The following is a 22,291-nucleotide window of genomic DNA, read 5'->3' as shown; positions in this document are numbered from 1 at the left end:
AATTATGACATAATGTTACAAATATTATTATAACAGTCTTTTTTCAACAAAAACTACGAAATATGAACTGTTCTGTTCATATTTCGTACTTGACAAATCTAATAATTGTGATATTAGTTGTCAAAATCGTCACATTTTATGATATTATAATTAAATAAGAACATTATTTTATGAGGGGTTGCATATGGGTGCATCTGATATTCTAAAAATCGCTGTATGTGATGATGAAATGGCTCAAAGGCGTCAGCTTCAGTTCATAATCGATAAGGTTCGTCCGGGTTGTGAAATTATTCTTTTTGAGTCCGGCGAGGCATTCCTGGATGCTTTCAGGCCGGGTTTGTACGACCTTATTTTCATGGACATTCTAATGCCGGGCATGGGCGGCGTTGACGCAACCACAAGAATACGAAGTATTGACGCTTCCGTTCCGATCGCATTTGCCACATCCAGCCAGGATCACGCTATGGAAGGTTATAAAAACCGTGTAATCCGCTATCTGATGAAACCTTTTGATTCTACCGAGGTTTCCGAAGTATTGGAGCTCGCTGCCTCGATGAAACATACCCAGGGCGGTGTTTCAATCAGAGTGGGAGGGAAGGATATGACCTTTCCCTTTGAAAAAATCTGTTATGTTGAACAGAGTTCTCACACGCTTTATTTCCATATGGCTAACGGAGCAACCATTCAACTTACAGGTAAACTCGACAACATCGAGGCCCAGACTCCGGACGATTCCTTTATCCGCTGCCACAAGAGTTATCTTGTGAATCTCGCCCATGTAAAATCCGTGGACAAGGATCTTCAGGTACTCCAGATGAAGGACGGAGACTCCGTTCATATCAGAAGGGAAAGTGTTCGTGAAGCAGCTCGCATGCTCGCAGATTATTCCCTTAAAAACTTATGATTCTTTATCATCTATCATTCCTATTAGCACATCTACAAGAACCGGATCGAACTGTTTCCCGCGGTTTCGCTCCAGTTCTTTTTTTATCTTTAGGGGCGGCATTACAGAGGCATACGGTCGCTGCGAAGTCATAGCGTCATAGGCATCGGCGATTCCTATGATCCTGGCCTCTATAGGAATCTCCTCCCCTGCAAGTCCGTCCGGATATCCTGTTCCGTCATATCTTTCATGATGCCATCTGGCTCCCGTCGCAAGTCCCGGCAACTCTGAAATATTCCTCAGAATTTCATATCCTATTATAGGATGCTGTCTTACTATCTCGGATTCTTCCTCCGTCAGGCTGTCGGGTTTTCTCAAAATCTTCTCCGGAATGATAAGCTTTCCTATATCATGTACAAGTCCCATGTAATAGACATCCTGCTGTTCGGTCTCGCTTTTCCCAAGCCTTCTTGCTATTTCAGACGAGTAACGTGCAACCCTCATGGATCTGCCCGGATTGTTTATATCCCTGGAGTCCACTGTATTTGCAAGCGCGAGAAGAATCTGGGCAGACAATCCCCCACCAAGAGGAGAATCTGCGGCCTGCTGCATTCCCGAAGCCGCCGGCGCACCATCTTTGTCGTCCGCTGTCTGAACAGGCATATTTTTGTACTCATCAAGACCCTTTTTCAAAGCAATGCAAAGTTCATCAAAGTGAGTCTTCAGAGCACCATGCCCCTTAGTAACGCTTTCGTAGCGGCCCTCCTTTAATGCATTTTCAATCGCCAGTGCCTCTTCGGATAACGCGTCAGCGCCGATTGTCTTTGCTGTACTCTTTAGAGAATGCACAGATATAAGGTAGCTGTCCCAATTTTTGTTTTCCAAAAATCCAGCAAGCTCAGTACCTTTATCGCTGTCGGCAAACATCTCAACCTGCGACAGATAGAATTCCTCGTCGCCCATGCAAAAATCAAGTCCTGCAGTCACATTCATATCAGGGAAAAGCTCAGCCAGTGATTTTCTGTAAATCGTGACATTGGTCTTTTCTTCCTGCTCCTTATTTACCGGCGCGTTTTCTTTATAAAACAAGTGCTCCAGTGAAGCTCTGCTCTCAATCAGGTGTGAAGGCATCAGATCGATGAGAAGATCGTAAAGCTTATCCGCAACCACAGGCTTTGAAAGATACGCATCAAAGCCAAGCTCCTTGAATCTCTCCTCATCTCCCCTAAGACCGCCTGCGGTCAGCATAATAACAGGGGAATCCTTACTAAGGCGCTCCTCCTTCATAATACTCAGCGTTTCAACACCGTCCATTATTGGCATCATGTGATCCATGATTACGAGATCATATGTCTTCTTGCGCAATTTCAAAAGAGCCTTCTGCCCGTCCACCGCTGTGTCGATCTGCGCCTCTGTCTTTTTCAATATCTTAAGCAGCAGATCCACATTCATTGCATTATCATCAACAACCAGAATCTGAGCCTTTGGCATAATCGGAACTATTGTTTCATCTATATCTGTTTCCAAAAGAGACGAATAGTCAAAAAGGCTGTTTATGTCCACATCCTCTCCGGGATTCTGCGCAATCAGATTGAGTAGATTATTAAAGAAAGCTAAAAGGGTTTCGCCCGCACCTTTTATCTTAGAAGCATACTCCGACACCCTGGCTTCTCTTGTGTTTTCCAAAATCAGATTGTCAAATCCGAGAATTGAATTAATCGGTGTTCTTATCTCATGGGACATCTGTGACAAAAATTCACTCTTCGCTTCACTTGCTTCCTCTGCTTTTTTTCTTGCTTCCAGAGCTTCCTTCTCAGCCTTTTCAAGTTTTCCTATGGTCTTCTCAAGCCTGTGGAAATCCGGTGTCTCCAAAGAGAAAAACAGTACCAGCATCGCAAGTGATGCAGAAAAGAATATGAGGACCAGATTTGTAAGGAAAAACGTCTGAATAACATAAATTGCAAATACTATGGAAGTCGCTATTCCTATACTAAACAGCTGCAAAATTGTATAGCAGTCGTGGTTAACCGCAGTAAATCCGGTTGCCAATAATACATAATATGCCGGCAGAAGGAATGAACACGCAAAATAGAACGCCCCGAATGTGTAGCCATTTTCCGGCGTATACATATAAACATTACCGGTATAAACATTTTGAACCATCAGGAAACACTGCAGAATAACCACAGCAAGATTGATCTTATGAAGAAGTGTGTCCTTGATATCAACATTTGCACAGGCAACTATATATTCCGCATATGAATTTGCGGCAACTGTCGCAGACAAAATATTGAAAGCGTGTATCACATAATGTCCGACTACAGGAATCTCCCCTGTATAAATAAGTGTTGCCTCCGTCGCCACATCTACAATAGTTGCTATTGTAAGGTAATACGCAAACTTCCTGAATGCCTTAGTGGTCCTTGACGAATCCGTGTAAGTGATTGTCAGGAAAAGGCATATCATCAAGTTATATAAAATTGCTGAAAGCTCAAAGAACAGCCTATGAAACATCAGCCTGATCCCCCTTAATCAGAAGCCTTTGCATACATTGAAATTGCAGCCTTAAGCATATTAAACTCTACCGGCTTCTCCAGATAATTAATAAAACCGGTTTTCTTCAAAAAATCCCCCTGAAAATCCGTGACACTCCCAAGTACAATTGCATTTGTAGCTGCGTTGTCACCGGGATTTTTTTCCAGTATCATTTTTTTGAGATCCGACCCAAGACTCCCCTTTAGGAAATAATCAATAAAGATCAGATCATATTTTTTTATGGACAACTGCCCAATAGCGGCACCCGGACCGTCTGCTTCCGTAACCTCAATGTTTTCAATCTTCCCAAGAAGTTCCGAGAGATACAGTCGCTCCGTTCCGGAATCATCCACGATTAAAATTTTCTTACTCACCCTTTTCCACCTGTAACTGCGTAATTATTGACTCTGAAAGCGCATTTTTTTCTGCTATAAATGTACCGATTCGTTCACGTAAAAGTTCAAACTCCTTTTTTCTGCATAACAGTTCAAGCTTTTCCGCCATCTTCACAAGACTTTCCGCACCTATAAGCTTTGCTTTGTGAATCTCCGACATGATGATCGCTATCGCCTCTTCATAATTTCCGCCCCTTACCGCCAAGGAAAGATCGGAAGAAACATCCTCCTCCGAATAGGAGATTAATATCTTTTTGTACAACGCCGTATCATGAAGAAGATATTCTCTGGCATTGGCCACGCGAAGCATCGGCAGCTTTTCCTGCAGGTTCTCCCAGGCACTGATATCCATATCATCTCTGGCCTTTGCATCCTTCTTTGGAAGATACTTTTTAAGCACTTCCCTTACCTTATCCTCTGTAAAAGGTTTTGTCAGATATGCTGCGAACCCTTCATTTAAATACTTCTCTTCCTCACCCGCGATCGCATTGGCAGTCAGCATAATTACAGGAGTATTATCGCAAAGCCTCTCATTCCTAAGGATTTTCAGTGCTTCCACACCGTCCATAACAGGCATCAGATGATCCATGAAAATGAGGTCATATCTGAATTTTCTGACCTGCAAAATAGCTTTCTCACCATCGGTCGCCGTATCCACTGTAAAGCCCATGGGCGATATCATTCTTACCATTAGATCCAGATTCAGCGGCGTATCATCCACCACAAGTATCCTGATCTCCGGAGCTCCGGAAAGCCCTATACTTCTTTCGCTGCTCTCATCCTCCAGATATTCAAGCTCATCACCTCTCTCAATGAGCTCTGCCATGGAAGGCAATCTTCTTGGTCCGTTCTCATCAGTCTCCTCCGACACATAATTAAGCACGTTTTCAAAGAAGGTCAAGAGTCGCTTCGCGGATATTTTTACACGTCTCGTATATTCTCTTGTCGTCTCCTCGTTTGTATCAGCCAGGATCAGATTCGAATATCCCATGATTGCATTTACGGGAGTTCTGATATCATTTGACATCTGCGCAAGAAACCTTGTCTTTGCACGGCTTCCTTCTGTAGCCCTGATATTTGAAGCTTCGAGTTCTCTTTTTGAAATGGACAATTCCTCCAGGGTCTTTTGAAGTTTTGCATAATCCGGAGTTTCCAAGGTGAGAAACATCACTAGTATTGCGAGTGATGCCGCAAAATAAGTGACCAGAAGACTTCTGTATACAAACATTTGGAGAGCGTAGAGTCCTATCATAAAGAAAAAGGTTCCAACGAGCGCATACTTCATCTTCTTGGCATAGCTCTCCGGATGACTCAGTATAAAAACCCCGCCATAAAGAATATAGTATAGGGGATACGCATACACTATCATCATAAAAAGCGCACCGGCCATGGGCTGCCCGTTATCAAGATAATAGAAAACCGTTCCCGTAAAAATGTTCTGAATAATGATTACGGCATAAATTCCCAAAAGCACTTTATTGATAAATGCCCCTGTGGTCTTATTGTACTTATCCCCTACATAAGCTATTACATATCTTATGAACTGATATGCTCCTGTAGTCGCCAGAACATAGTTTAATGTATTTACCAGATACTTAACGGCTACAGGTACACCGGCGCCAATACTGATAAGTACTGCATCCACTATATCTATAACCGTCCCCATGAACACAAGATAAGCCAAAATTTTAAATTCTCGGTTTACCCTTGTGTCTTCCTTATATTTCAAGCGGAAAAACACGCACAATATGAAGTTTAGCGGAACCGTTGCCAGCTCCAGAAATATATTGTATTTGAGTATCAATTCACACGCTCCCGTTGTGCAAGTATTGTTAACGCTTCACTCAGCTTTTCTTCCGTATCCAAAAGCGGAACGTCTTTCTTTTTTGTCATAATATCCTTCACAGACATGCGTTTTATTTTATCTGCCGGGATATACTTTTGAAGGATCATCTCCAATTCTTTGAATGCCACAGGCTTTAACAGATAATCCGTAAATCCGAGCTTTTTATAGTCACTCCTTGTTTCCTGAAGAGCCCCTGCCGTAAGAGCTATGCAGGGTGTCTCCCTATTTTTGATTATTGCAGCGTCCTTATCCGAATTATATTTCTTCCTGTATTTTTTACCTGAATTATATTTTCCTTTGTCATGCCCCGGCTCGTAATCTCCGCGGAGCTTTCTTATCATTTCACCGCCGTTTATTCCGGGCATTCTAAGATCAACGAAAATCACATCATAATCATTTTTCTCTGCAAGCTCCAAGCCTGTCGTAGCCGAAAGAGCAGAATCAACCTGTATACCTGTGCCATTAAGAAGTCCTTCCATAACCGCCAGATTCAGTTCCGCATCATCAACCACAAGCACTCTTGCCTCCGGAGCAGTGAAACTTATTGCAAAATGATTCTTGTCTGCGACATTTCTCGCATAGCTCTTCTCGAAATCTCCCACAGGTTCCCTTCCGGCAACCCTTTGTTTAATTGAAAAATGGAAATTACTTCCCTCTCCGTAGATACTTTCAACCTTCAGCTCAGAATCCATAAGTGATAATATCTGCCTTACGATTGAAAGACCAAGGCCGCTTCCCTCAATATTTTTTATCTTATCCTCTTCAATACGCTCGAAGGGCTTATAAAGCTTCTGTAAATCCTCTTCTCTGATGCCTATACCTGTATCTCTTATTGCAACCTTGAGCAGAATCTCCTCATTATCTGATCCCGGGTTAACAGGCAGTGCCTCAAAATCCATGGAAAAATCAATTTCACCTTCATCGGTGTACTTAACGGAATTGGTAAGAAGATTTGCAATACACTGCTTAAGTCTGTCGGCATCACCATAAAGCCTTCGCGGAATGTTTTCATTAACAAATCCCTTAAGATCAAGTCCCTTGGCAAGCGCTCTCGGTCTGATAAGACTCATCATATCCTCGATAACCGTGCCTACGTCGTACTCGGCAATGAACAGTTCCATTTTACCGGCTTCTATCCTCGAGTAATCCAGTGAATCATTTATGAGAGACAGAAGTGTATTTCCGGCAGAGCGAATATTGTACGCATACTGGCGAAGTGCAGGATCATTGTACTCTCTCAGAATAAGCTCGTCGTAACCCAGAATTGCATTAATTGGAGTCCTGATCTCATGAGACATATTTGCAAAATATTCCATTCTGCGCCTTGCCTCTTCTTCATCACTTTCCTTTTGTTTTCTCAGGACATCGTAAGCACTGTCTCTCTGGCTGGACATGTACACATATCCCGCAAGTACCAGGAACAATGCAAAAAGCAGCGTAAAAAACAAAACCCACAGTATTTCCCATCTGTAGGCAATTGCCACGCCGCCCAAAAACAAGCTGATCAGCATCAGAAAAACATATATTATGAACTTAACGCGATGCGCGCTTAAAATATTCCCAATTTTCATTGTGATTAACCCTTCGCATATTTTTGGGCAAAGTCCTCAGCAGGAATAGGAGCAGAAAACAGCATTCCCTGCAAATAATCACAGCCAAGCTCCGTCATTTTCCAAGCCATCTCTTCAGTCTCAATTCCTTCTGCTGTTACCTCGAAATTCATCTTCTTAAAAGCCTCTACCATCATAGGAAGTATTTCATCCGGAGCGTTGCAGTAATCCCACACGATTTCCATATCAAGCTTTACATTTACGAAGGGGCTCTTCTTAAGTCTTGTCAGATTGGAATATCCTTTTCCGTAATCATCAAGCACAAATTTGAAGCCATAATTCTGCATCAGACGGATCTGTTTCTCCATCTGCTGCTCATCGGTCATGGACTCCTCGGTTATTTCGAGATGAATCCTGTCCGGTGTAATACCATACATATTGAGGGTTGATAAAAATCCCTTTCCCAAATCTGAGCGCATAAACTGTATGGGAGACAGATTCACATTGATAAAAGTCAGTCCCATTATATTCGCGTCATTTTCCGAAATAAACTGGCAAACCTTTTCAAATACCTGCTCTCCCAGCTGGTTTATTCTTCCGTTCTTCTCAGCAAGGGGAATAAAAGCCGCCGGCGGAATGATATGTCCGTCGTTGTCCCGTATTCTGGCAAGAGCCTCAGCTCCGACCAGCTTCCTGGTTTTGGCAGACACAAGAGGCTGGAAGAATACTTCGACAGCCTTCCGGTCTATGGCATTTTCCATGCACCGCTTTACTTCTATTCTGTCCTGGAATTCAGAAAGCACATTTTCATCTGCCAGTATATTGAAATCGCTCCCGAGAACATCCGCTTTTTCCAGCATTATCGAGATCATATTGAGGACCTCATCTGCGGAAAAATACCCTTCGGTACAATCTATAAGCGCAAAGCCAGCCTCCAGATAAAGTTCGGCATCGTCAGAGGTCCAGGGCAGCATGAATCTATGGCGGAGCTCCTCGTGAATTTCCTCCCAATCCATATTTACGCCGCCGAGAAGGATGAATCGTCCTCCCTGATTATAGAAATCCAGACAATCCGGATAATTCACCCTAAGATATGCGGAAATAAGTGCGATTCCCTGATCCATCTGAGTAGTACCGTATATTTCCCTTACATCATGGTAATCCCTAATAACAAATGCCAGAATTTTGTATTTACCGTGCTCCTCATTTTCTTCGATGTAGCTTCGAAGAGCCTTACTGTTAAACGCCATATTTCTGCGTTCCAAATAAAACTCCGGGTTACCGAAGGAAAGATAAATTATAATGAGTGCCATCAGGCAAAAGGTATCGTATAAAAGCAGCGTGGGTAATGTAATTCTGAAAATAGATCCGATTAAGATAATCGTATTAAAGCACAATATACTTACCCTCTCGTGCTTTCTTCGGATCCTCATCCTGAATTTATAGATCATGAAAAAAGAAGTAAACAGGTAGAAATACAGACACACGTAAATTGTAAAATGCAGCGGTCCGCGGTTATACCCGTTTTCATTAATATAGAAAATATTCCCGGTAAACATACCGGTTATTATTATTATCTGTTCTGCAACATAAGGAATACATAAAAGAATTGCCGCAACTTTATTCTTCCAGATATTGACCCTGAGAACTATAGTAGTCAGCTCAAAAAACAGGAAGATACGAAGTGCCAGCGAGAAAAAATAGACCGAATTTAATATAACCAGAAGCCACACCGGCAATATGTCATGCATATTGTCTGCCCAGCTCGAGATTATATCAAAAAGCATTACTACGCCTTCATTTATAAGAATAGCCAGATAGGTTTTGTTCAGTCTTACCGGGAGACGCGGAAGAGCAAAATAGTACCCCATAATTATGAGCAAAACCAGAAAGCTTGGAACAACAAGACTGACATTCCAATTAAGCATTTCTTTCCCCTCGGTTAATTAAAACTTTTCCTTCACTTGTAATAATTTTACCATAAATCCGGATTGGGTCATACCTCGCGGCAAAAATCAGAAGTATCGGGCATCACCCCTCCGGTACAGTACTCTGTTCCTGTACCTCAGCATTCTCTCCAGTCGTTTCAGAAGTTGCTTCCTGAGTCTCAACATTCTCTCCCTGGACACCGGTATTTTCTTCCTGGGGCTGAGTAACTTCTTCCTGGGGCTGAGTGGTTTCTTCCTGAGCAGCGGCTGCTTCCTCCTCACGCACTGCACTTATAGGCATCTTAATAGTTGTAACTTCTCCTGTTTCGGGATTGGTCACCTCTCTTGTTACAACCTCCTCAGGCTCAGTCTTTCCTCCGTATACAAATACCGCTTCGCCCTTTTCCACAACCTCATAGATCTCAGCTGCTTTGGAAGTCGGAAGATTTATGCAGCCGTGCGAACCGTTTATGATGTAGTACCATTTTCCAAATTCCGATCTCCAGCTCGCATCATGCATACCGACATTTCCGTTAAAAGGCATCCAGTACTTAACATCCGAAGCATAGTTCTCTCCCACAAGCGTCGCATCTCTCTGCTTGTAGGTTATCGCATAGCTGCCCGTAGGAGTAGTACGTCCCTTATTCACACACCCTGAAACAAAGTCGGAATCAATAACTGCCACACCATCTTTATAAACCCAAAGGTGCTGAGCAGTAAGGTCTATCTCCACATATGAATTACCCCAGTCATTTTCTCCGTAAGCTGCTGCCGTTCCAAAGTACACAGGAGTTCTGTCTGTCTTCTCTCCGTTTTTCACAGCCTCGATAAGCTCCGAGGTCTCAGTTGCTCTGTCCATCCACCAGCCATAATCTCCACCGGTTATAGTAACTTCTTCACCGGTGTGGGAAATGATGGTACGGTTTTTTCCAAACGAATCATACTGGCGCGCCATACTGTTTACGAATCCCCTTACCTTTTCGGGATTCAGCGTAACACTTGTGCCGTCTATGTCGCACCATTCCTTTATCTTTGTGCCATCCACCACAAGCTTCTCATCACCGAAGGTATAGGTAATGATCGCCTTGCAATAGGTGTTAAGGCTGTCTCTATATGCTATAAGTTCCTCATTATCCTGAAAAATCGTAGGTACGTTATAGCACTCATCGTCAATCGTAACTTCAGGTTCAAGAACATCAAGCGCTGCAGTAATCTTTTCTACAACCATATCCTTTATGGGGGACTGTCCCTGATCCTCCGGAACTATATAAAATCCGTCTTCGCCGGACTCATCGGGAATATAAGCATTCACAGGCTCTCTGACATTTTCCGGAGCAAAAAGATTAAGCGTTTCTATCTTTTCCTCCAAAGTCTGCTTCGAATAAACAACTATGTTATCAGTTGTAAGCCTGGTCTCCTTGAAGAAATATGATGGCCACAAAAACGGATTCTGTGACTTTAATGCTCTGTCAAACTGACCGTCAATCCTCAGCGACAGACTGATGTCGTCGGAAGTTATAGTGTCCGTGATACCGCCTCTTGAATTAATTACAAGCGAATATCGCTTAATTCCGTCGGTTACTTCTTTTTCTATATCTTTTGCAGTTAATTTATAAGCAGGAATATCATTAACATATGTGTTATAGGAAAAATGCCCCATAAAATATACTGCAAATCCTATATAGACAAATGCAAGTATTCCAAAGGTAATTGCAAGAATTATGCCTGCTATGTTTCCGGCTTTTCTTTTGTTACTCATTTTTTCATTTACCCCTCAAATCTTAGTGCCGTGCACTTCGCAATAACCGAAGCGCCTTCAAGTCTATCTTCTTATTATATAACCAGGGCCCTTAAATATCCATTCCAATTATTTTGCCTTCCCCCTTCGGGGGCGCTCGACGTCCGGGGGACGTCGGTTCAGCGCGGACCGAAGCGGAGCGTAGACATGGTGCCCGAAGGGCGGATGAGGGGCTATAAAAAGCGCTTCCGGACCAATCCTCCGGAAGCGCTTATCCCCTAACAAAACATCACTTAACTATCATTCCCGTTTCTCTGTCTGCAAAAACCGCAACCATTACAAGGAATACGATACCCATTATGAGCTGCTGTGTTTTGGGCTCTATTCCGAGCATTACAAGTCCGGCTGTCAGAATCTTGTAGGTAAGAGCTCCAAGGATTATGTTATAAAACTTAACCTTGGCCCCACCGTTTACAGGCATTCCGCCAAGTACCAGCGCTATCATGATCTGCGTCTCCAGCTGGTTACCTGCCGTTGATGTAACGGAGCCTACCTTGATACTGTTTATAAATGCCGCAAGGCCTGTTATCATACCCGCTGCCATATATACCAGCATCTTGGTTTTCTCAACTCTTACTCCCGCAAATCTCGCTGCGGTTTCGCCGGCGCCTATAGCCTTAAGTCTGTTGCCGAGACCGGTGTACTGGAATGCCACAAACGCACCCACAAGTATCAGTACGGTAAACACCAGATTAAAACCGATAGTATTATAGGAAGTGATATTTGCCACACCGTAAACAGGGCTCTTGGTCGTAGCATAGGCCACCATTCCGCGAAGCAGATACATATTGCAGATAGTAACAATAAAAGATGTGATCTTGCGCTTTACGTTAAAAAATCCGTTTACAAGACCGATAATTCCACCTGTTATAACTCCGCATATAACCGCGAGCATAATATTTATATTTGACAAAAAACAAATTACAACAGAACATATGCCGAGCATAGAGCCTTGTGAGAAATCAAGTCCGCCCATAGTCATTACCATGAACACTCCCACGCAGGCTATAAGAAGCACATATGACTGTGACAAAAGAAGCTTTAAGTTTCCTGCCGTATAGAGCTGACCGCCGGTAAGAATCGCAAACAACACCACAATAAATATGAAACCTGCAAAAGGCATTATATTTCTTACTATCGGCCTCTCCATGAAGGGAACCTTTATTTTTTTCTCATTCTCCATATCTTCCTCCATCCCGAAGCTTATACCATCTTTGCAATAAGGTCTGTATCTTTAAGTTCTTCGGCTCGTTTGAATTCACCGTTCTTTCGTCCATCCTTCATGATGATGATACGGTCAGCCATACCAAGAAGCTCCGATATTTCTTCCGAGATCATAATGATCGACTTTCCGTTCTTTCTCATCTTATTCATCATCTGATAGATATCAGCCTTAACCTTGACGTCAATTCCTCGTGTGGGAGAATCGAGAATGATTATATCCGAGTCTTTCCCAATCCATCTGGCCAATACAACTTTCTGCTTATTACCTCCGGAAAGAGCCGACATAAACTGATGCACACCTTCCATCTTGGTACTCATCTGTTTTGCAAACTTCTCGGCAAACGCCTTCTCGTCCTTCGCGTGAAGAATGTGGTTTTTCTTGAGGTCCTCCAGGGACGGCAGACAGATGTTATCCTGAATCGTATCATTGATTACAAGTGACTCGTTGTCCCTGTCCTTCGAGGCATAAGCTATGCTGTGGTCGATGGCGGATTTGATATCATTTATCTGCGTACCATCAGACAAAGTTACGCTTCCCTCTCTGTCATAGGAAGCACCGAAAAGAGCTTTTCCGACTTCATGCATTCCGCACTCCGACAGTCCGCCGATTCCGATAATCTCGCCCTTGTGGAGCTCAATTGAAAAATCTTCGATCTCACCCGGCACAGTCAGATGCTCACCCTTAAGGACCACTTCACCCGATATCTCCTCATTGTAATCCGTGCGGTAGTAGTTGTTACTCATCTCACGGCCTACCATGAGCTTCTTCAGATCATCGGTAGTTACACTGTCACTTTTTACGGTATCAATAAGAACACCGTCTCTTAGTACGCTGATACTGTCCGACTGCTCAATAACCTCATCAAGATCGTGAGAGATGAAAATGACGCATCTTCCGTCATCCTTAGTCTGCTTCATAACCTTGAAGAGCTCTTTTCTTCCCTTCTCGCCAAGAGCCGTTGTGGTCTCATCCACCACAAGAACCTGCGGCTTAAAGTGTGTAGCTTTTACGATTTCTATCAGCTTCCTGTCCTCGAAATTATATTTATCGATGATGTCCGTCGCCTTTATATAGCTGAAGCCGTAGGAATCAAGAAGCGCCTGCGCTTTTTTATTCATGCTCTTTGTGTTCTTTACTTTGAACTTCGTGAACTCATCCTCTTTTCCGAGGAAGATATTCTCAGCCACGGTAAGTCCGGAAAGTGTTCCGATCTCCTGTACAATAATTGCGACACCTTGATAATTTCCGTCGACCTGATTTTTTGCATTTACTTCTTTTCCGTTTAATGTAAAGGTTCCGGTATCCTTGTGATAAATACCTGTGAGGCAGGATGTAAAGGTTGATTTTCCGGAGCCGTTTTCACCGATCAGTGCATGCACCTCGCCCTTGCTAAAGTCGAGAGTCACATGATCGATTGCGTGAGTAACGCCGAAATTCTTATCGATTTTCTCGGCATGTAAAATAACTTCGCTCATGTCTCCCTCCTTACTTGACTACTACGCCCTTAACAGGCTTGATGGTCATGGTTACGATCGCGAGCAGCACAATACCGGTTACGATATTCTGTACCGTAGTCGGTGCTCCGAGAGCAACGAAGCCCTGGAACAACAACTGAATTATGAACTCACCTATAACTATGGCGATAACCGGATGTCCGTACTTTTTAAAAGCAAGTCCGAAGAACGTTCCCATAAGAGGCGGGAAGTTTCGGCTCATGGAAGCAAGATTGGATGCACTTGTCATTGAAGTTCCGTAGGAAATAGTAAGGATAGCCTCGATTCCCACGAAAAGTCCGCAGAGCACAAATGCTACAACCTTGTACTTATCTACATTTACACCCATATTCTTTGCAACAACTTCGTTGGATCCAATGGCATAGGTGTATGTTCCGATCTTGGTATATTTGAGAATAAAACCGCAGAGGAAAAATGCCGCCAGGGCCAGAATGAGGTTCCCCGGATAATCACCGAAAGCTCTGTACTGCGGAGCCAGAATAGCCTCTTTTCCGTTTGTGGCAAAGATAGACAACGCCTCGTAAACCAGCGAAAGTCCTGCGGTTACGATGAGTGACGAAATTCTGAGTTTTATATATACAAGTCCGTTAAGCAGGCCAACCAGCACACCGCTTATAATCGGCGCAATGAGAAGTCCCGCATATCCGAAACGTTCGCTCATATTTACGGCAAGCACCGATGAAAGCACGATGTTTGCACCCACGCTCATATCAAAAGGTCCCATTACGCAGATAAAGTAGAGGCCGCAGCCACCTACCGCATAATAAAGAGCCGTTTTCAAATATGTCTGTAATTTGTCAAAATCTCCGAAGGTCTGCGGCGCCAGTATTTTGAAAAACGCCCAGAACACAAATGTCAAAACAGCAAGAAGCACCAGTCCGTACCAGTGGCTCTGCTTAAATTCCTGAAACTTATTCATATACTCCTCCCGTAATGAGGTATACTTTTCAAATCTGTATTTCTTAAAGTCCCTATACAGTCATGCTCGCCGAACCTCCTGGATGGCAGGAGATCCGGCAGAGCTTTTAACCTGGATTAGTTGTTGTGACGGGAAATAACGTCGTCGATTGACAGATTGGAAGCTGCCTTGTTGAGATCGTCGAAGCTGTAATTAGCCATCTCTGCAAGCTCATCATCTGTGTAAGGATCATCGTTTACAAAGTACTTCTCATAGTTTGCATAATCATCGGGTGATGATACATACAGATAAGGGAAGAGTATCTCATAACCGAAGGTTCCTTCTTCTTTCACATAGTTACCCTTAACTGCGTTAAGTACAAGATAGAATGCGAACAGAGGATCACAGAAGTGTCCGCCTGACTCTGCAAACATTCCGCCTGACTTAAGCTGATCTGCAAGGTCATCAAGGAAGTCTGTTGATACAACGTCGATCTTGCCTGTAAGACCTTCGTTAGCATAAGCGCCGATTGAACCAACAAGGGGATCTCCGCCGCCGCCCGCTACGATAAGAGCGTCCATACCGGGATTTGAATTGTAAAGTGACATAGCTGCTGCAGCACCTTCTTCGGAAGATGTGTTAGCGTATACGGGCTCAGTCATTGTTGCGGGATCATCAGCGTGTGCTGAATTCCACTCATCTATAGCCTGCTGATAGCCCTTCCATCTAAGCTGGAATGTAGCATCACCAACTGTCCATGCCTCAAGTCCGATGGTTCTGTCGCCATTTTCAAGAAGGAGATTAACAAGTGTATAGCCGTTTGTTACTTCATCTTCATGAACTGCGCCTACATAATACTTGGAGTTGCAAGCTGTCTTATAAACCTCAGGGCTGTTCTCTTCAGATATGATACGGAAGAACTGAGCGATATAAACGCCGTGCTCTGTACATGTGTTGATAGCTGAAGTCATCTCGGAATCAGCCGAGTTACAAATGATGATTCCCTGGCATCCTGCTGCGCAGAGCTGCTCAACAGATGCTGTAACCTGCTCAGATACATGAGCCTGGTCAACATACTGAACTTCAACGCCGTTAGCCTTAGCTGCCTTATCCACGATTTTCTTACACTGGCTTCCAAGTACGTCCGTGGAACTCCAGATTGAAACACCGATCTTAATCTTGTCAGATCCGGATGCGGATGCTGATCCCGAAGATCCTGCACTGCCACTGTTAGCACAGCCTGTTATCAAAGATGCTGCCATGATACCGGTCATGAGCAGTGCTCCCAACCTCTTGATACTCTTTTTCATAGATTTGTAACCCTCCTTTTTGCCTTTGAAAAAAATTATTGTTTCACCGATCCGAGCCATCCACGAACCGGAATTGTTACCATTCACTTGCCTTCTCCCACGGGGAGAAGGTGGCGCGCAGCGCCGGATGAGGGGCTTATCGTTTCAGTCCCTTCACCTCGTACGTCTTACTCTTCTGCGTTCCGAAATCCACACCTGCTGCCTCGGCCGCGGTGTTGTCATAGGAGACTGACACCACTACCTGATCTCCGTTTGACAGTTCCTTATTCTTATCTATGCTGAATGAAATTGAAGAAACCGCATTGATGTACTTTGTCAGCTCTGCCAAATCATCAACCTCATTCATCTCTTTTATCTTCTCCTCGCCGCCGACCATCTCGGTTTCGATTCCGTCGTAGTCAACGTTTACATAGGCTGTACCTTCGCCATTTTTCCCACTGAAGTCCACGGTCACGTAATCAAGAATATTTGTTACTCCGTCATTGGTATCTATCTTCGCCTGTCTGCTCTCGCCGCATCCTGCTACAAGCAGTGCTGCACTCAGCGCAGCTGCAGCGATTATTGCTGTGATTTTTCTATGGTAGAACACCGGATTATCCTCCTCCCCAAAACAAAAAACTTCGCGAACAGGTTTGTTAATTCCCTGTTCTCGAAGTTTATATTAGCAATTATGACTTTGTGACAATTAGCACAATTTAGAAAAACTTACTATCACTTTTTTGAAATACTGTTTCGATACTCTGTCGGACTTTTTTTCTCACACCTTCTGAACACTCTGCTGAAATAGTTATAGTCATCATAACCGACCTTAAAGGAAATAACCTCCAGCTTATTATTCTCATCCTCCATAAGTTCCTTTGCCTTTTCCATGCGACACCTGGTGATACATGCCGTAATGGTCTCATTGTACTTTTGTGAAAACTTCTTCGAAAGGTAACTCGGCTCCACATAAAACTGCTGTGCCAAATCCGACAAGGTCAGATGATCCATGTAGTGCTCCGCGATGTAATCACGAACGCTCTCAACCTGCTCACTTATCGTGGAGTTCTCCGAACTTCCCGCATTTGAAGCAGCCCCCGAACCTGCTCCGATTCTAAGCGCCAGTTCGATATTGTCCAGAATGATATCTTTATTCAGCGACCTCAGTCCATAGTTGATTGCATCCTGAACCTCTTCATATGTCCGGCTGTTACTGGTTTTATCCGCCTCAGCTATAATATTTATCATTCTTGTTGTAAACTGGGTAACCTCAAATAGGCTCCACTCTTCACTGTCGCACTTCTCCAGCCCTGCGGTCTCCATGATAAGGCTTCTCGCTTTAGATATATCATTATTCTCAAGACACGTCGCAATCTGAGCTTCCAGTCTGTCAGTAAATCTATCCTGCAGCTTTGATTTTCTCCTTATCCCGTTGCAGGCGATGATGCTGTGTCTTCGTCCAAAAGGCCTTGAAACAAGCTCCGCGATCATCTCTCTGTACACCGTCGCTATATCATCAAGGGAGCTCGCCTGAGCATGGAGCACGATAGTGACAGGTCCCTGTTTTTCTATCGGAAAAGCAGCGTAGATGCGGTCTGCTATAAGCCGGAGCCTTGCAGGTGTAGCATTTAACTCGATAATAAATTCATTCACCTTATCCGTATACTGGAAGACGATCGAACCTTCCACGTCGATCAGTTCGCGTAGTCTCTCCTTGATATCATAGGACATCCTAAGGACGTCCTTATTGTAATTTTGCTTCAAAATCTCCACATCATGGAACTTCACAAGAATCGTGGATATCTCCGAGAACACTCTGGTACTTGGCACATGGGACTCTTTCCCCGGTCTGAAGAGCTTACCATTTAATAGCGAGGAAAACTCATCATCCTCAAAAAAGGACGAAATATAATTTTCCCTGAGACGGTTATCTTCCTTCGAAGCCTTCTCAGCCTCCCTCTCCTCCAGAGTTTTCAGCGCCTTACTAAGAGAGCCTACCAGTTGTTCTCTCCCCACAGGCTTAAGCAGATAGTCGATTCCACCTGCCATGAAAACACCCTTCACCTTCTGAAAGTCATCATAACCGCTGACTGCGAGCGTTATAATATCGGGATATTCTGTGTGAATCTTATCAAGAAGCTCCAGTCCACTTATAAAGGGCATATTGATATCCGTAATGACTATATCCGGTTTCTCCTGCGGAATCCTTTCAAGGACCTCCTCCCCGTCACAGGCAGGCTCAAGAAAGTCGATGGAATAATCCTCCCACGACAGCATTCTTCTAATATTCTCGCGGCTCCAAAGTTCATCGTCCGCCGACAACACCTTGTATTTTGCTCCCATATATTACCTCCCCTTATTCACTGCCAAGTGCCAGTCTTGCCTGCTCAATTGCAGATAATTGAAGCTTCTCTTCCTTCCTTGCTTTGACCACAGGCAGTACGATCACAGCCTTTGTCCCCGTCTCCGGACTGCTCTCGTAATGAATTCCATACCCATCACCATACACATTTTTCACGCGCGCATTCACATTCATGACACCGATTGAACGCCCCATCTCAATCCTGCTTATATCTGCCTCATCAAGCTGTTTATTCATAGCATCGGCATCCATTCCCGCGCCATTATCTTCGATAACAATTACCAGCTTATCACCCTCATGTCTTGCGGAAATAATAAGCTCTTTATCCTTCCTCCTCGTATTCCTAAGACCATGCTGAAGCGCGTTCTCAACAATAGGCTGCAGCGTAATCCTCGGAATATTGTCCTCCAGAGTATCCGAATCAATCTTATAAATATACTTGATGGAATTGCCGTTTCTGACATCCATTACATACAGATAGTTTCTGACATGTGCCATCTCCTGCTGCAACGTCGACTGTGTATCCGAGATATCAAGACTGTATCTGAAAATCGCGGAAAGCGACTGGCATAGTCCGCTCACCAATGTACAGTCCTGAGACGCCGCAATTCCGCTCATGGTATCCAGTGTATTGTATAAAAAATGCGGATTAACCTGTGCCTGAAGCACCTTGTACTGCGTCCTCTCCATCAGCACCTTTGCTTCGGTTTCCTCCTGAACCATGCGGCTTATCTGATCAAGCATATCATTGAACTCATCACCCATGACCTTGAGCTCTTCACTCCAGCCATCAGTTTTGGCCCTAAGATCCGTATCACCGTTTTTAATCTTAATGATTGTTTTACTTAACTGTTCCACCGGCGTATATATAAATCCGGAAATCCTGGTTCCCAGAATCAGAGTTACCAGAATGATGAAAATCGCAATTACTATCAGCGTCCTCGCAAGTGCACTCTGGGTATGCATCATCAGCGACTGCGGAGTCAGCATGATAATGTGCAGATTATATTTTTCGGAATTTCTGCTGTTTAGATAAAAAGAGCCGTATTCATTTTCAAACTGTGGAAACTCATTTATTGAAGTTGCAACTATTTTTGTCAGCTCGGAAAATATCTTGCTCTCCTCCTTCGTGGTATTACCCACTTGTGCTATCGGAGAATCTCCCCTTGGCTGAAGCCAGACATACACATCTCTCGACGATATGTATTTACTCATGATATCTTCAACATTCTGCGTATTGAAATCGCACACCAGATACCCGAACTGCGATCTGTCATCATCATAGGTATGAAGCTTTAGCACAAAACGAAGTACGTCCTGATCGGCCTCCTCATTGTGATATCCCGACAACATCAGCGCATAGTCGTCAGATTTGAGATAGCTTTTAAGGTGAGCAACATTAACATATTGCTCTGTATTATAAAGATCTTGTGGGTAATTATAAGGCTGTTTTCTGAAAGAACTTATCAGATTATTGCGGTTATCATATATATACATGGCAAGAAGCTGGTCTTCCGAATCGAAGCGCCTCTCCGAAAGATGCCAGGCATCAAAATAATGATCACCTTTAGATTTGTGATTTTTACCGGAATTTCTCATGTCGTAGACCATATCAGTCTCATTGTAAATGGTCTGCATTTTGACAGAAACATCGTGAATATAAGAATTTAACTCCGCCTCTATGCGCTGAAGCGTCTCATTGTTATTTAAAAGGCTCTCTCCCCTAATCTGCTGCCTCGAAATAACTTCAAACACCACCGTCTGCGTAATTATCGCAAAAAGCGTACACAAGGTAACCAGCCCTAAAATGGCCTGGCGCATAGTCCACTTCCCTTTTATCATACCCATTGTCCCCTAAAACAATAACCATACCTACTTTGAAAAAGATAATAACATACTACACACAGAATTGATAATTATATTTTTACAGGACAATAATAAAGCAGTTTTTTTCATCACTTCGTTTATATTTGAGAGTCCCCCCGTGCTTTTCAACTATCTTGCGGGAAATTGCCAAACCAAGTCCCGTTCCCCCATCGGTTTTCCTGGTCTTATCTCCTCTTGCAAAGGACTCGAACATTCTCGCGGCAAAATCCTCCGCTATAGCTTCGCCATCATCCGAGACTTCAATCGTTATTCTGCCTGAATCATCGAACACTTTGACTGCGATATTATTTCCGGTCTCATTATACTTGTTGGCATTACCTAGGAGATTATTAATCGCCCTTCCGAGGAGCTGCGTATCCACCTCTGCAAAAAGCGACTCCTCTGATATATCTATATCAAATTCCTTTCCTGCAGCTGTGATATCCTCATAAAACTCTGCGCAGATTCTGCGTACAAGCTCGCATACATCCGCCTTCTCCAGATTCAGCTTATACTCGTCACTCTCCATCTTAAGACTGGTGTTTATATCTTCGGTAAGAGTCCTTATTCTTTCTGCCTTCATCTCGATAGTCTTGTAATAATCATTTACTTTCTCTTCGGGAACAAGGCCCTCCTCAAGCGCACAGATACTCCCCTTTATGGAAGCGATAGGATTTTTTATATCATGAGCAAGTTCAAGCAGCATCAAATTTCTGCTCTGCTCCACCTGATGTCTTTTATCTTCACTCTCCTTCAGCTTTTCCGCCATGCTGTTGAATCTGTCCCTGATGCCCTCGAATTCCTTATCGGTAATGTAGTCTATGACCACATCTCTTTTTCCCTCACTCACCTCATCCATTCCCTGCATAAGGAACTTAAGCGGCATTTCGATGTGCCTTTTTAGATACAAACTGATGCCTACAATTTCAACAACGAAAAGCGCAGCAAAAACCAGCAGAAATACGAGGTATCTGTTTCCGGTTTCGTTTGTAAGCATATATGTAACTCTGTAGGTCACCATATCGGTGGGGTAAAAAACCAAAAAAACGCGCTTAGGATCTCCCACATATCTGGCACATGCCGAATATATCTTTTTGTCGGTAGCCTCATGCTGACTTATGATAACTCCGTTGCCGCTGGATGCCACATATCCCATGTCGACCAAATACGCAAGCTCCTCGATATTGTAGGTGTACTTATCTGTTTTCTTTTCTCCCACAACATCGACTACGTTACCGCTTTCGTCAAGTTCCTCAACCCATCCTCCGCTGTGTTCCAAAACTTCGGTGTCGTTGATTGTTCCATCGTATTTCACAACCGTCTGCGGTGAAGCATTCGAAAGACTCCCATTACCCAGATACATCACTATTGCCAAAGTCAAAGTGAGATACAGCACGATAGTCACAACAAGAAACAGAACATAACTTTTTACAAGCCTTGAAAAAATGCTTTTCTTCTTTACTCTCTTTTTCTTCATAACCGGATTTATTCTTTCTCGAATTTGTAGCCAAGTCCCTTGACTGCCTTAATCATTGCAGCTTCTTTATCTGCTTTCTTAAGCTTATTTCGAAGATTACTTATATGCACCATAATAGTGCTGTCATCAGCAGCGTAGTCACTTTCCCACACATACTCGGATATCTGCTGTTTGGTGAAAATATGCCCCGGATGAGGCATCAGAAGTTCTAAGATTTTGTACTCTGTACCGGTAAGAGCTATACTCTCCCCTCGCGTTGTTACAGACTTTGCATCGGTGTTAAGTTCTATTCCGAAAGCTTTATACACCTTGTCAAATTTCTCATGGTAGTCGTAGTTTCTGCGAAGCTGTGCCTTGATTCTCGCAACAACTTCCATGGGATTGAAGGGCTTTGAAATATAATCATCCGCCCCAAGCTCAAGCCCGAGAATCTTATCATAATCCTCCGTCTTTGCCGTAAGCATAATAACCGGAACATGACTTATCTCACGTATCTTTCTAAGAACTGAGAATCCGTCAAGCCCCGGCATCATAACATCAAGCAGCACCATGTGCGGCTTTTCTTCTTTATACAACTCCAAGGCCGATATTCCGTTATCGGCCTTGAGAAGTCTTATCCCCTCTTTGCTCAAAAACAATTCCAGCGAATTAAGTATTTCTACTTCATCGTCTGCCCCAAGTACTGTGTATTCCATACCTTCCTCCGTTCCCTGTATTATCTTGAG

The 22,291-nt window shown here is 43.6% G+C and carries 16 protein-coding genes; 1 reads left to right on the top strand and 15 read right to left on the bottom strand.

Annotated elements, in window-relative coordinates; translation table 11 throughout:
* Positions 1 to 184 precede the first annotated feature (184 nt).
* Complete coding sequence (locus BMW61_RS02715; protein ID WP_022760790.1) at positions 185 to 904, top strand: LytR/AlgR family response regulator transcription factor; 720 nt, start codon at positions 185 to 187, stop codon at positions 902 to 904.
* On the opposite strand, the gene BMW61_RS02710 is transcribed toward BMW61_RS02715, so the two are convergent.
* The 15 genes from BMW61_RS02710 to BMW61_RS02640 all read right to left on the bottom strand — a co-directional run bounded on the left by BMW61_RS02710 (position 899) and on the right by BMW61_RS02640 (position 22,261).
* A complete protein-coding gene (locus BMW61_RS02710; RefSeq protein WP_091819694.1) occupies positions 899 to 3,397 on the bottom strand; it encodes an HD domain-containing phosphohydrolase in 2,499 nt (832 codons plus the stop codon). The two genes, BMW61_RS02715 and BMW61_RS02710, sit on opposite strands and share 6 nt — an antisense overlap.
* Before the next feature lie 14 nt (positions 3,398 to 3,411).
* Positions 3,412 to 3,792, bottom strand: coding sequence for a response regulator (locus tag BMW61_RS02705; RefSeq protein ID WP_091819692.1), 381 nt, complete (start codon positions 3,790 to 3,792; stop codon positions 3,412 to 3,414).
* Entirely contained in the window at positions 3,785 to 5,497 is a 1,713-nt protein-coding gene (locus tag BMW61_RS02700) for an ATP-binding response regulator (protein WP_175475074.1), read from the bottom strand. Before BMW61_RS02700 ends, BMW61_RS02705 begins: the two co-directional genes overlap by 8 nt.
* A gap of 116 nt (positions 5,498 to 5,613) precedes the next feature.
* A complete protein-coding gene (locus BMW61_RS02695; RefSeq protein ID WP_091819688.1) occupies positions 5,614 to 7,230 on the bottom strand; it encodes an ATP-binding protein in 1,617 nt (538 codons plus the stop codon).
* A gap of 5 nt (positions 7,231 to 7,235) precedes the next feature.
* A complete protein-coding gene (locus BMW61_RS02690) occupies positions 7,236 to 9,137 on the bottom strand; it encodes an EAL domain-containing protein (RefSeq protein ID WP_091819686.1) in 1,902 nt (633 codons plus the stop codon).
* A 103-nt stretch (positions 9,138 to 9,240) separates the two neighbouring features.
* Positions 9,241 to 10,896 (bottom strand): L,D-transpeptidase family protein, encoded by a 1,656-nt coding sequence (locus BMW61_RS02685; RefSeq protein WP_091819684.1) that lies wholly within the window; start codon positions 10,894 to 10,896, stop codon positions 9,241 to 9,243.
* A 268-nt stretch (positions 10,897 to 11,164) separates the two neighbouring features.
* Positions 11,165 to 12,118: an ABC transporter permease gene (locus tag BMW61_RS02680; protein WP_242876593.1), complete on the bottom strand. Its 954-nt coding sequence runs from the start codon at positions 12,116 to 12,118 to the stop codon at positions 11,165 to 11,167.
* Between the two features lie 20 nt (positions 12,119 to 12,138).
* Positions 12,139 to 13,635 (bottom strand): sugar ABC transporter ATP-binding protein, encoded by a 1,497-nt coding sequence (locus tag BMW61_RS02675; protein WP_091819682.1) that lies wholly within the window; start codon positions 13,633 to 13,635, stop codon positions 12,139 to 12,141.
* A 10-nt stretch (positions 13,636 to 13,645) separates the two neighbouring features.
* The gene (locus BMW61_RS02670; protein WP_022761272.1) at positions 13,646 to 14,593 is read right to left on the bottom strand and encodes an ABC transporter permease; all 948 of its coding nucleotides are present in this window, start codon (positions 14,591 to 14,593) and stop codon (positions 13,646 to 13,648) included.
* Between the two features lie 116 nt (positions 14,594 to 14,709).
* Positions 14,710 to 15,882: a sugar ABC transporter substrate-binding protein gene (locus BMW61_RS02665; RefSeq protein ID WP_091819969.1), complete on the bottom strand. Its 1,173-nt coding sequence runs from the start codon at positions 15,880 to 15,882 to the stop codon at positions 14,710 to 14,712.
* Positions 15,883 to 16,018: 136 nt separating this feature from the next.
* Entirely contained in the window at positions 16,019 to 16,471 is a 453-nt protein-coding gene (locus tag BMW61_RS02660) for a hypothetical protein (RefSeq protein WP_091819681.1), read from the bottom strand.
* Positions 16,472 to 16,593: 122 nt separating this feature from the next.
* A complete protein-coding gene (locus tag BMW61_RS02655; protein WP_091819680.1) occupies positions 16,594 to 18,204 on the bottom strand; it encodes a response regulator transcription factor in 1,611 nt (536 codons plus the stop codon).
* Between the two features lie 13 nt (positions 18,205 to 18,217).
* Complete coding sequence (locus tag BMW61_RS02650; protein ID WP_175475073.1) at positions 18,218 to 20,065, bottom strand: cache domain-containing sensor histidine kinase; 1,848 nt, start codon at positions 20,063 to 20,065, stop codon at positions 18,218 to 18,220.
* 82 nt (positions 20,066 to 20,147) lie between these two features.
* Positions 20,148 to 21,566, bottom strand: coding sequence for a HAMP domain-containing sensor histidine kinase (locus BMW61_RS02645; RefSeq protein ID WP_091819675.1), 1,419 nt, complete (start codon positions 21,564 to 21,566; stop codon positions 20,148 to 20,150).
* A gap of 8 nt (positions 21,567 to 21,574) precedes the next feature.
* Positions 21,575 to 22,261 (bottom strand): response regulator transcription factor, encoded by a 687-nt coding sequence (locus BMW61_RS02640; protein WP_091819673.1) that lies wholly within the window; start codon positions 22,259 to 22,261, stop codon positions 21,575 to 21,577.
* Between the last annotated feature and the right edge of the window lie 30 nt (positions 22,262 to 22,291).

The sequence above is a fragment of the Butyrivibrio sp. ob235 genome (genome assembly GCF_900109475.1).
Classification (GTDB): domain Bacteria; phylum Bacillota; class Clostridia; order Lachnospirales; family Lachnospiraceae; genus Butyrivibrio.
Note: the sequence above shows the minus strand (reverse complement) of the source record. Positions and strands in the feature narration are given on the sequence as shown.

Coding starts and splice junctions, on each gene's coding strand:
- BMW61_RS02715 (WP_022760790.1), top strand. CDS start 185: ATGGGTGCATCTGATATTCTAAAAATCGCTGTATGTGATGATGAAATG.
- BMW61_RS02710 (WP_091819694.1), bottom strand. CDS start 3,397: ATGTTTCATAGGCTGTTCTTTGAGCTTTCAGCAATTTTATATAACTTG.
- BMW61_RS02695 (WP_091819688.1), bottom strand. CDS start 7,230: ATGAAAATTGGGAATATTTTAAGCGCGCATCGCGTTAAGTTCATAATA.
- BMW61_RS02690 (WP_091819686.1), bottom strand. CDS start 9,137: ATGCTTAATTGGAATGTCAGTCTTGTTGTTCCAAGCTTTCTGGTTTTG.
- BMW61_RS02685 (WP_091819684.1), bottom strand. CDS start 10,896: ATGAGTAACAAAAGAAAAGCCGGAAACATAGCAGGCATAATTCTTGCA.
- BMW61_RS02680 (WP_242876593.1), bottom strand. CDS start 12,118: ATGGAGAATGAGAAAAAAATAAAGGTTCCCTTCATGGAGAGGCCGATA.
- BMW61_RS02675 (WP_091819682.1), bottom strand. CDS start 13,635: ATGAGCGAAGTTATTTTACATGCCGAGAAAATCGATAAGAATTTCGGC.
- BMW61_RS02670 (WP_022761272.1), bottom strand. CDS start 14,593: ATGAATAAGTTTCAGGAATTTAAGCAGAGCCACTGGTACGGACTGGTG.
- BMW61_RS02665 (WP_091819969.1), bottom strand. CDS start 15,882: ATGAAAAAGAGTATCAAGAGGTTGGGAGCACTGCTCATGACCGGTATC.
- BMW61_RS02655 (WP_091819680.1), bottom strand. CDS start 18,204: ATGGGAGCAAAATACAAGGTGTTGTCGGCGGACGATGAACTTTGGAGC.
- BMW61_RS02650 (WP_175475073.1), bottom strand. CDS start 20,065: ATGATAAAAGGGAAGTGGACTATGCGCCAGGCCATTTTAGGGCTGGTT.
- BMW61_RS02645 (WP_091819675.1), bottom strand. CDS start 21,566: ATGAAGAAAAAGAGAGTAAAGAAGAAAAGCATTTTTTCAAGGCTTGTA.
- BMW61_RS02640 (WP_091819673.1), bottom strand. CDS start 22,261: ATGGAATACACAGTACTTGGGGCAGACGATGAAGTAGAAATACTTAAT.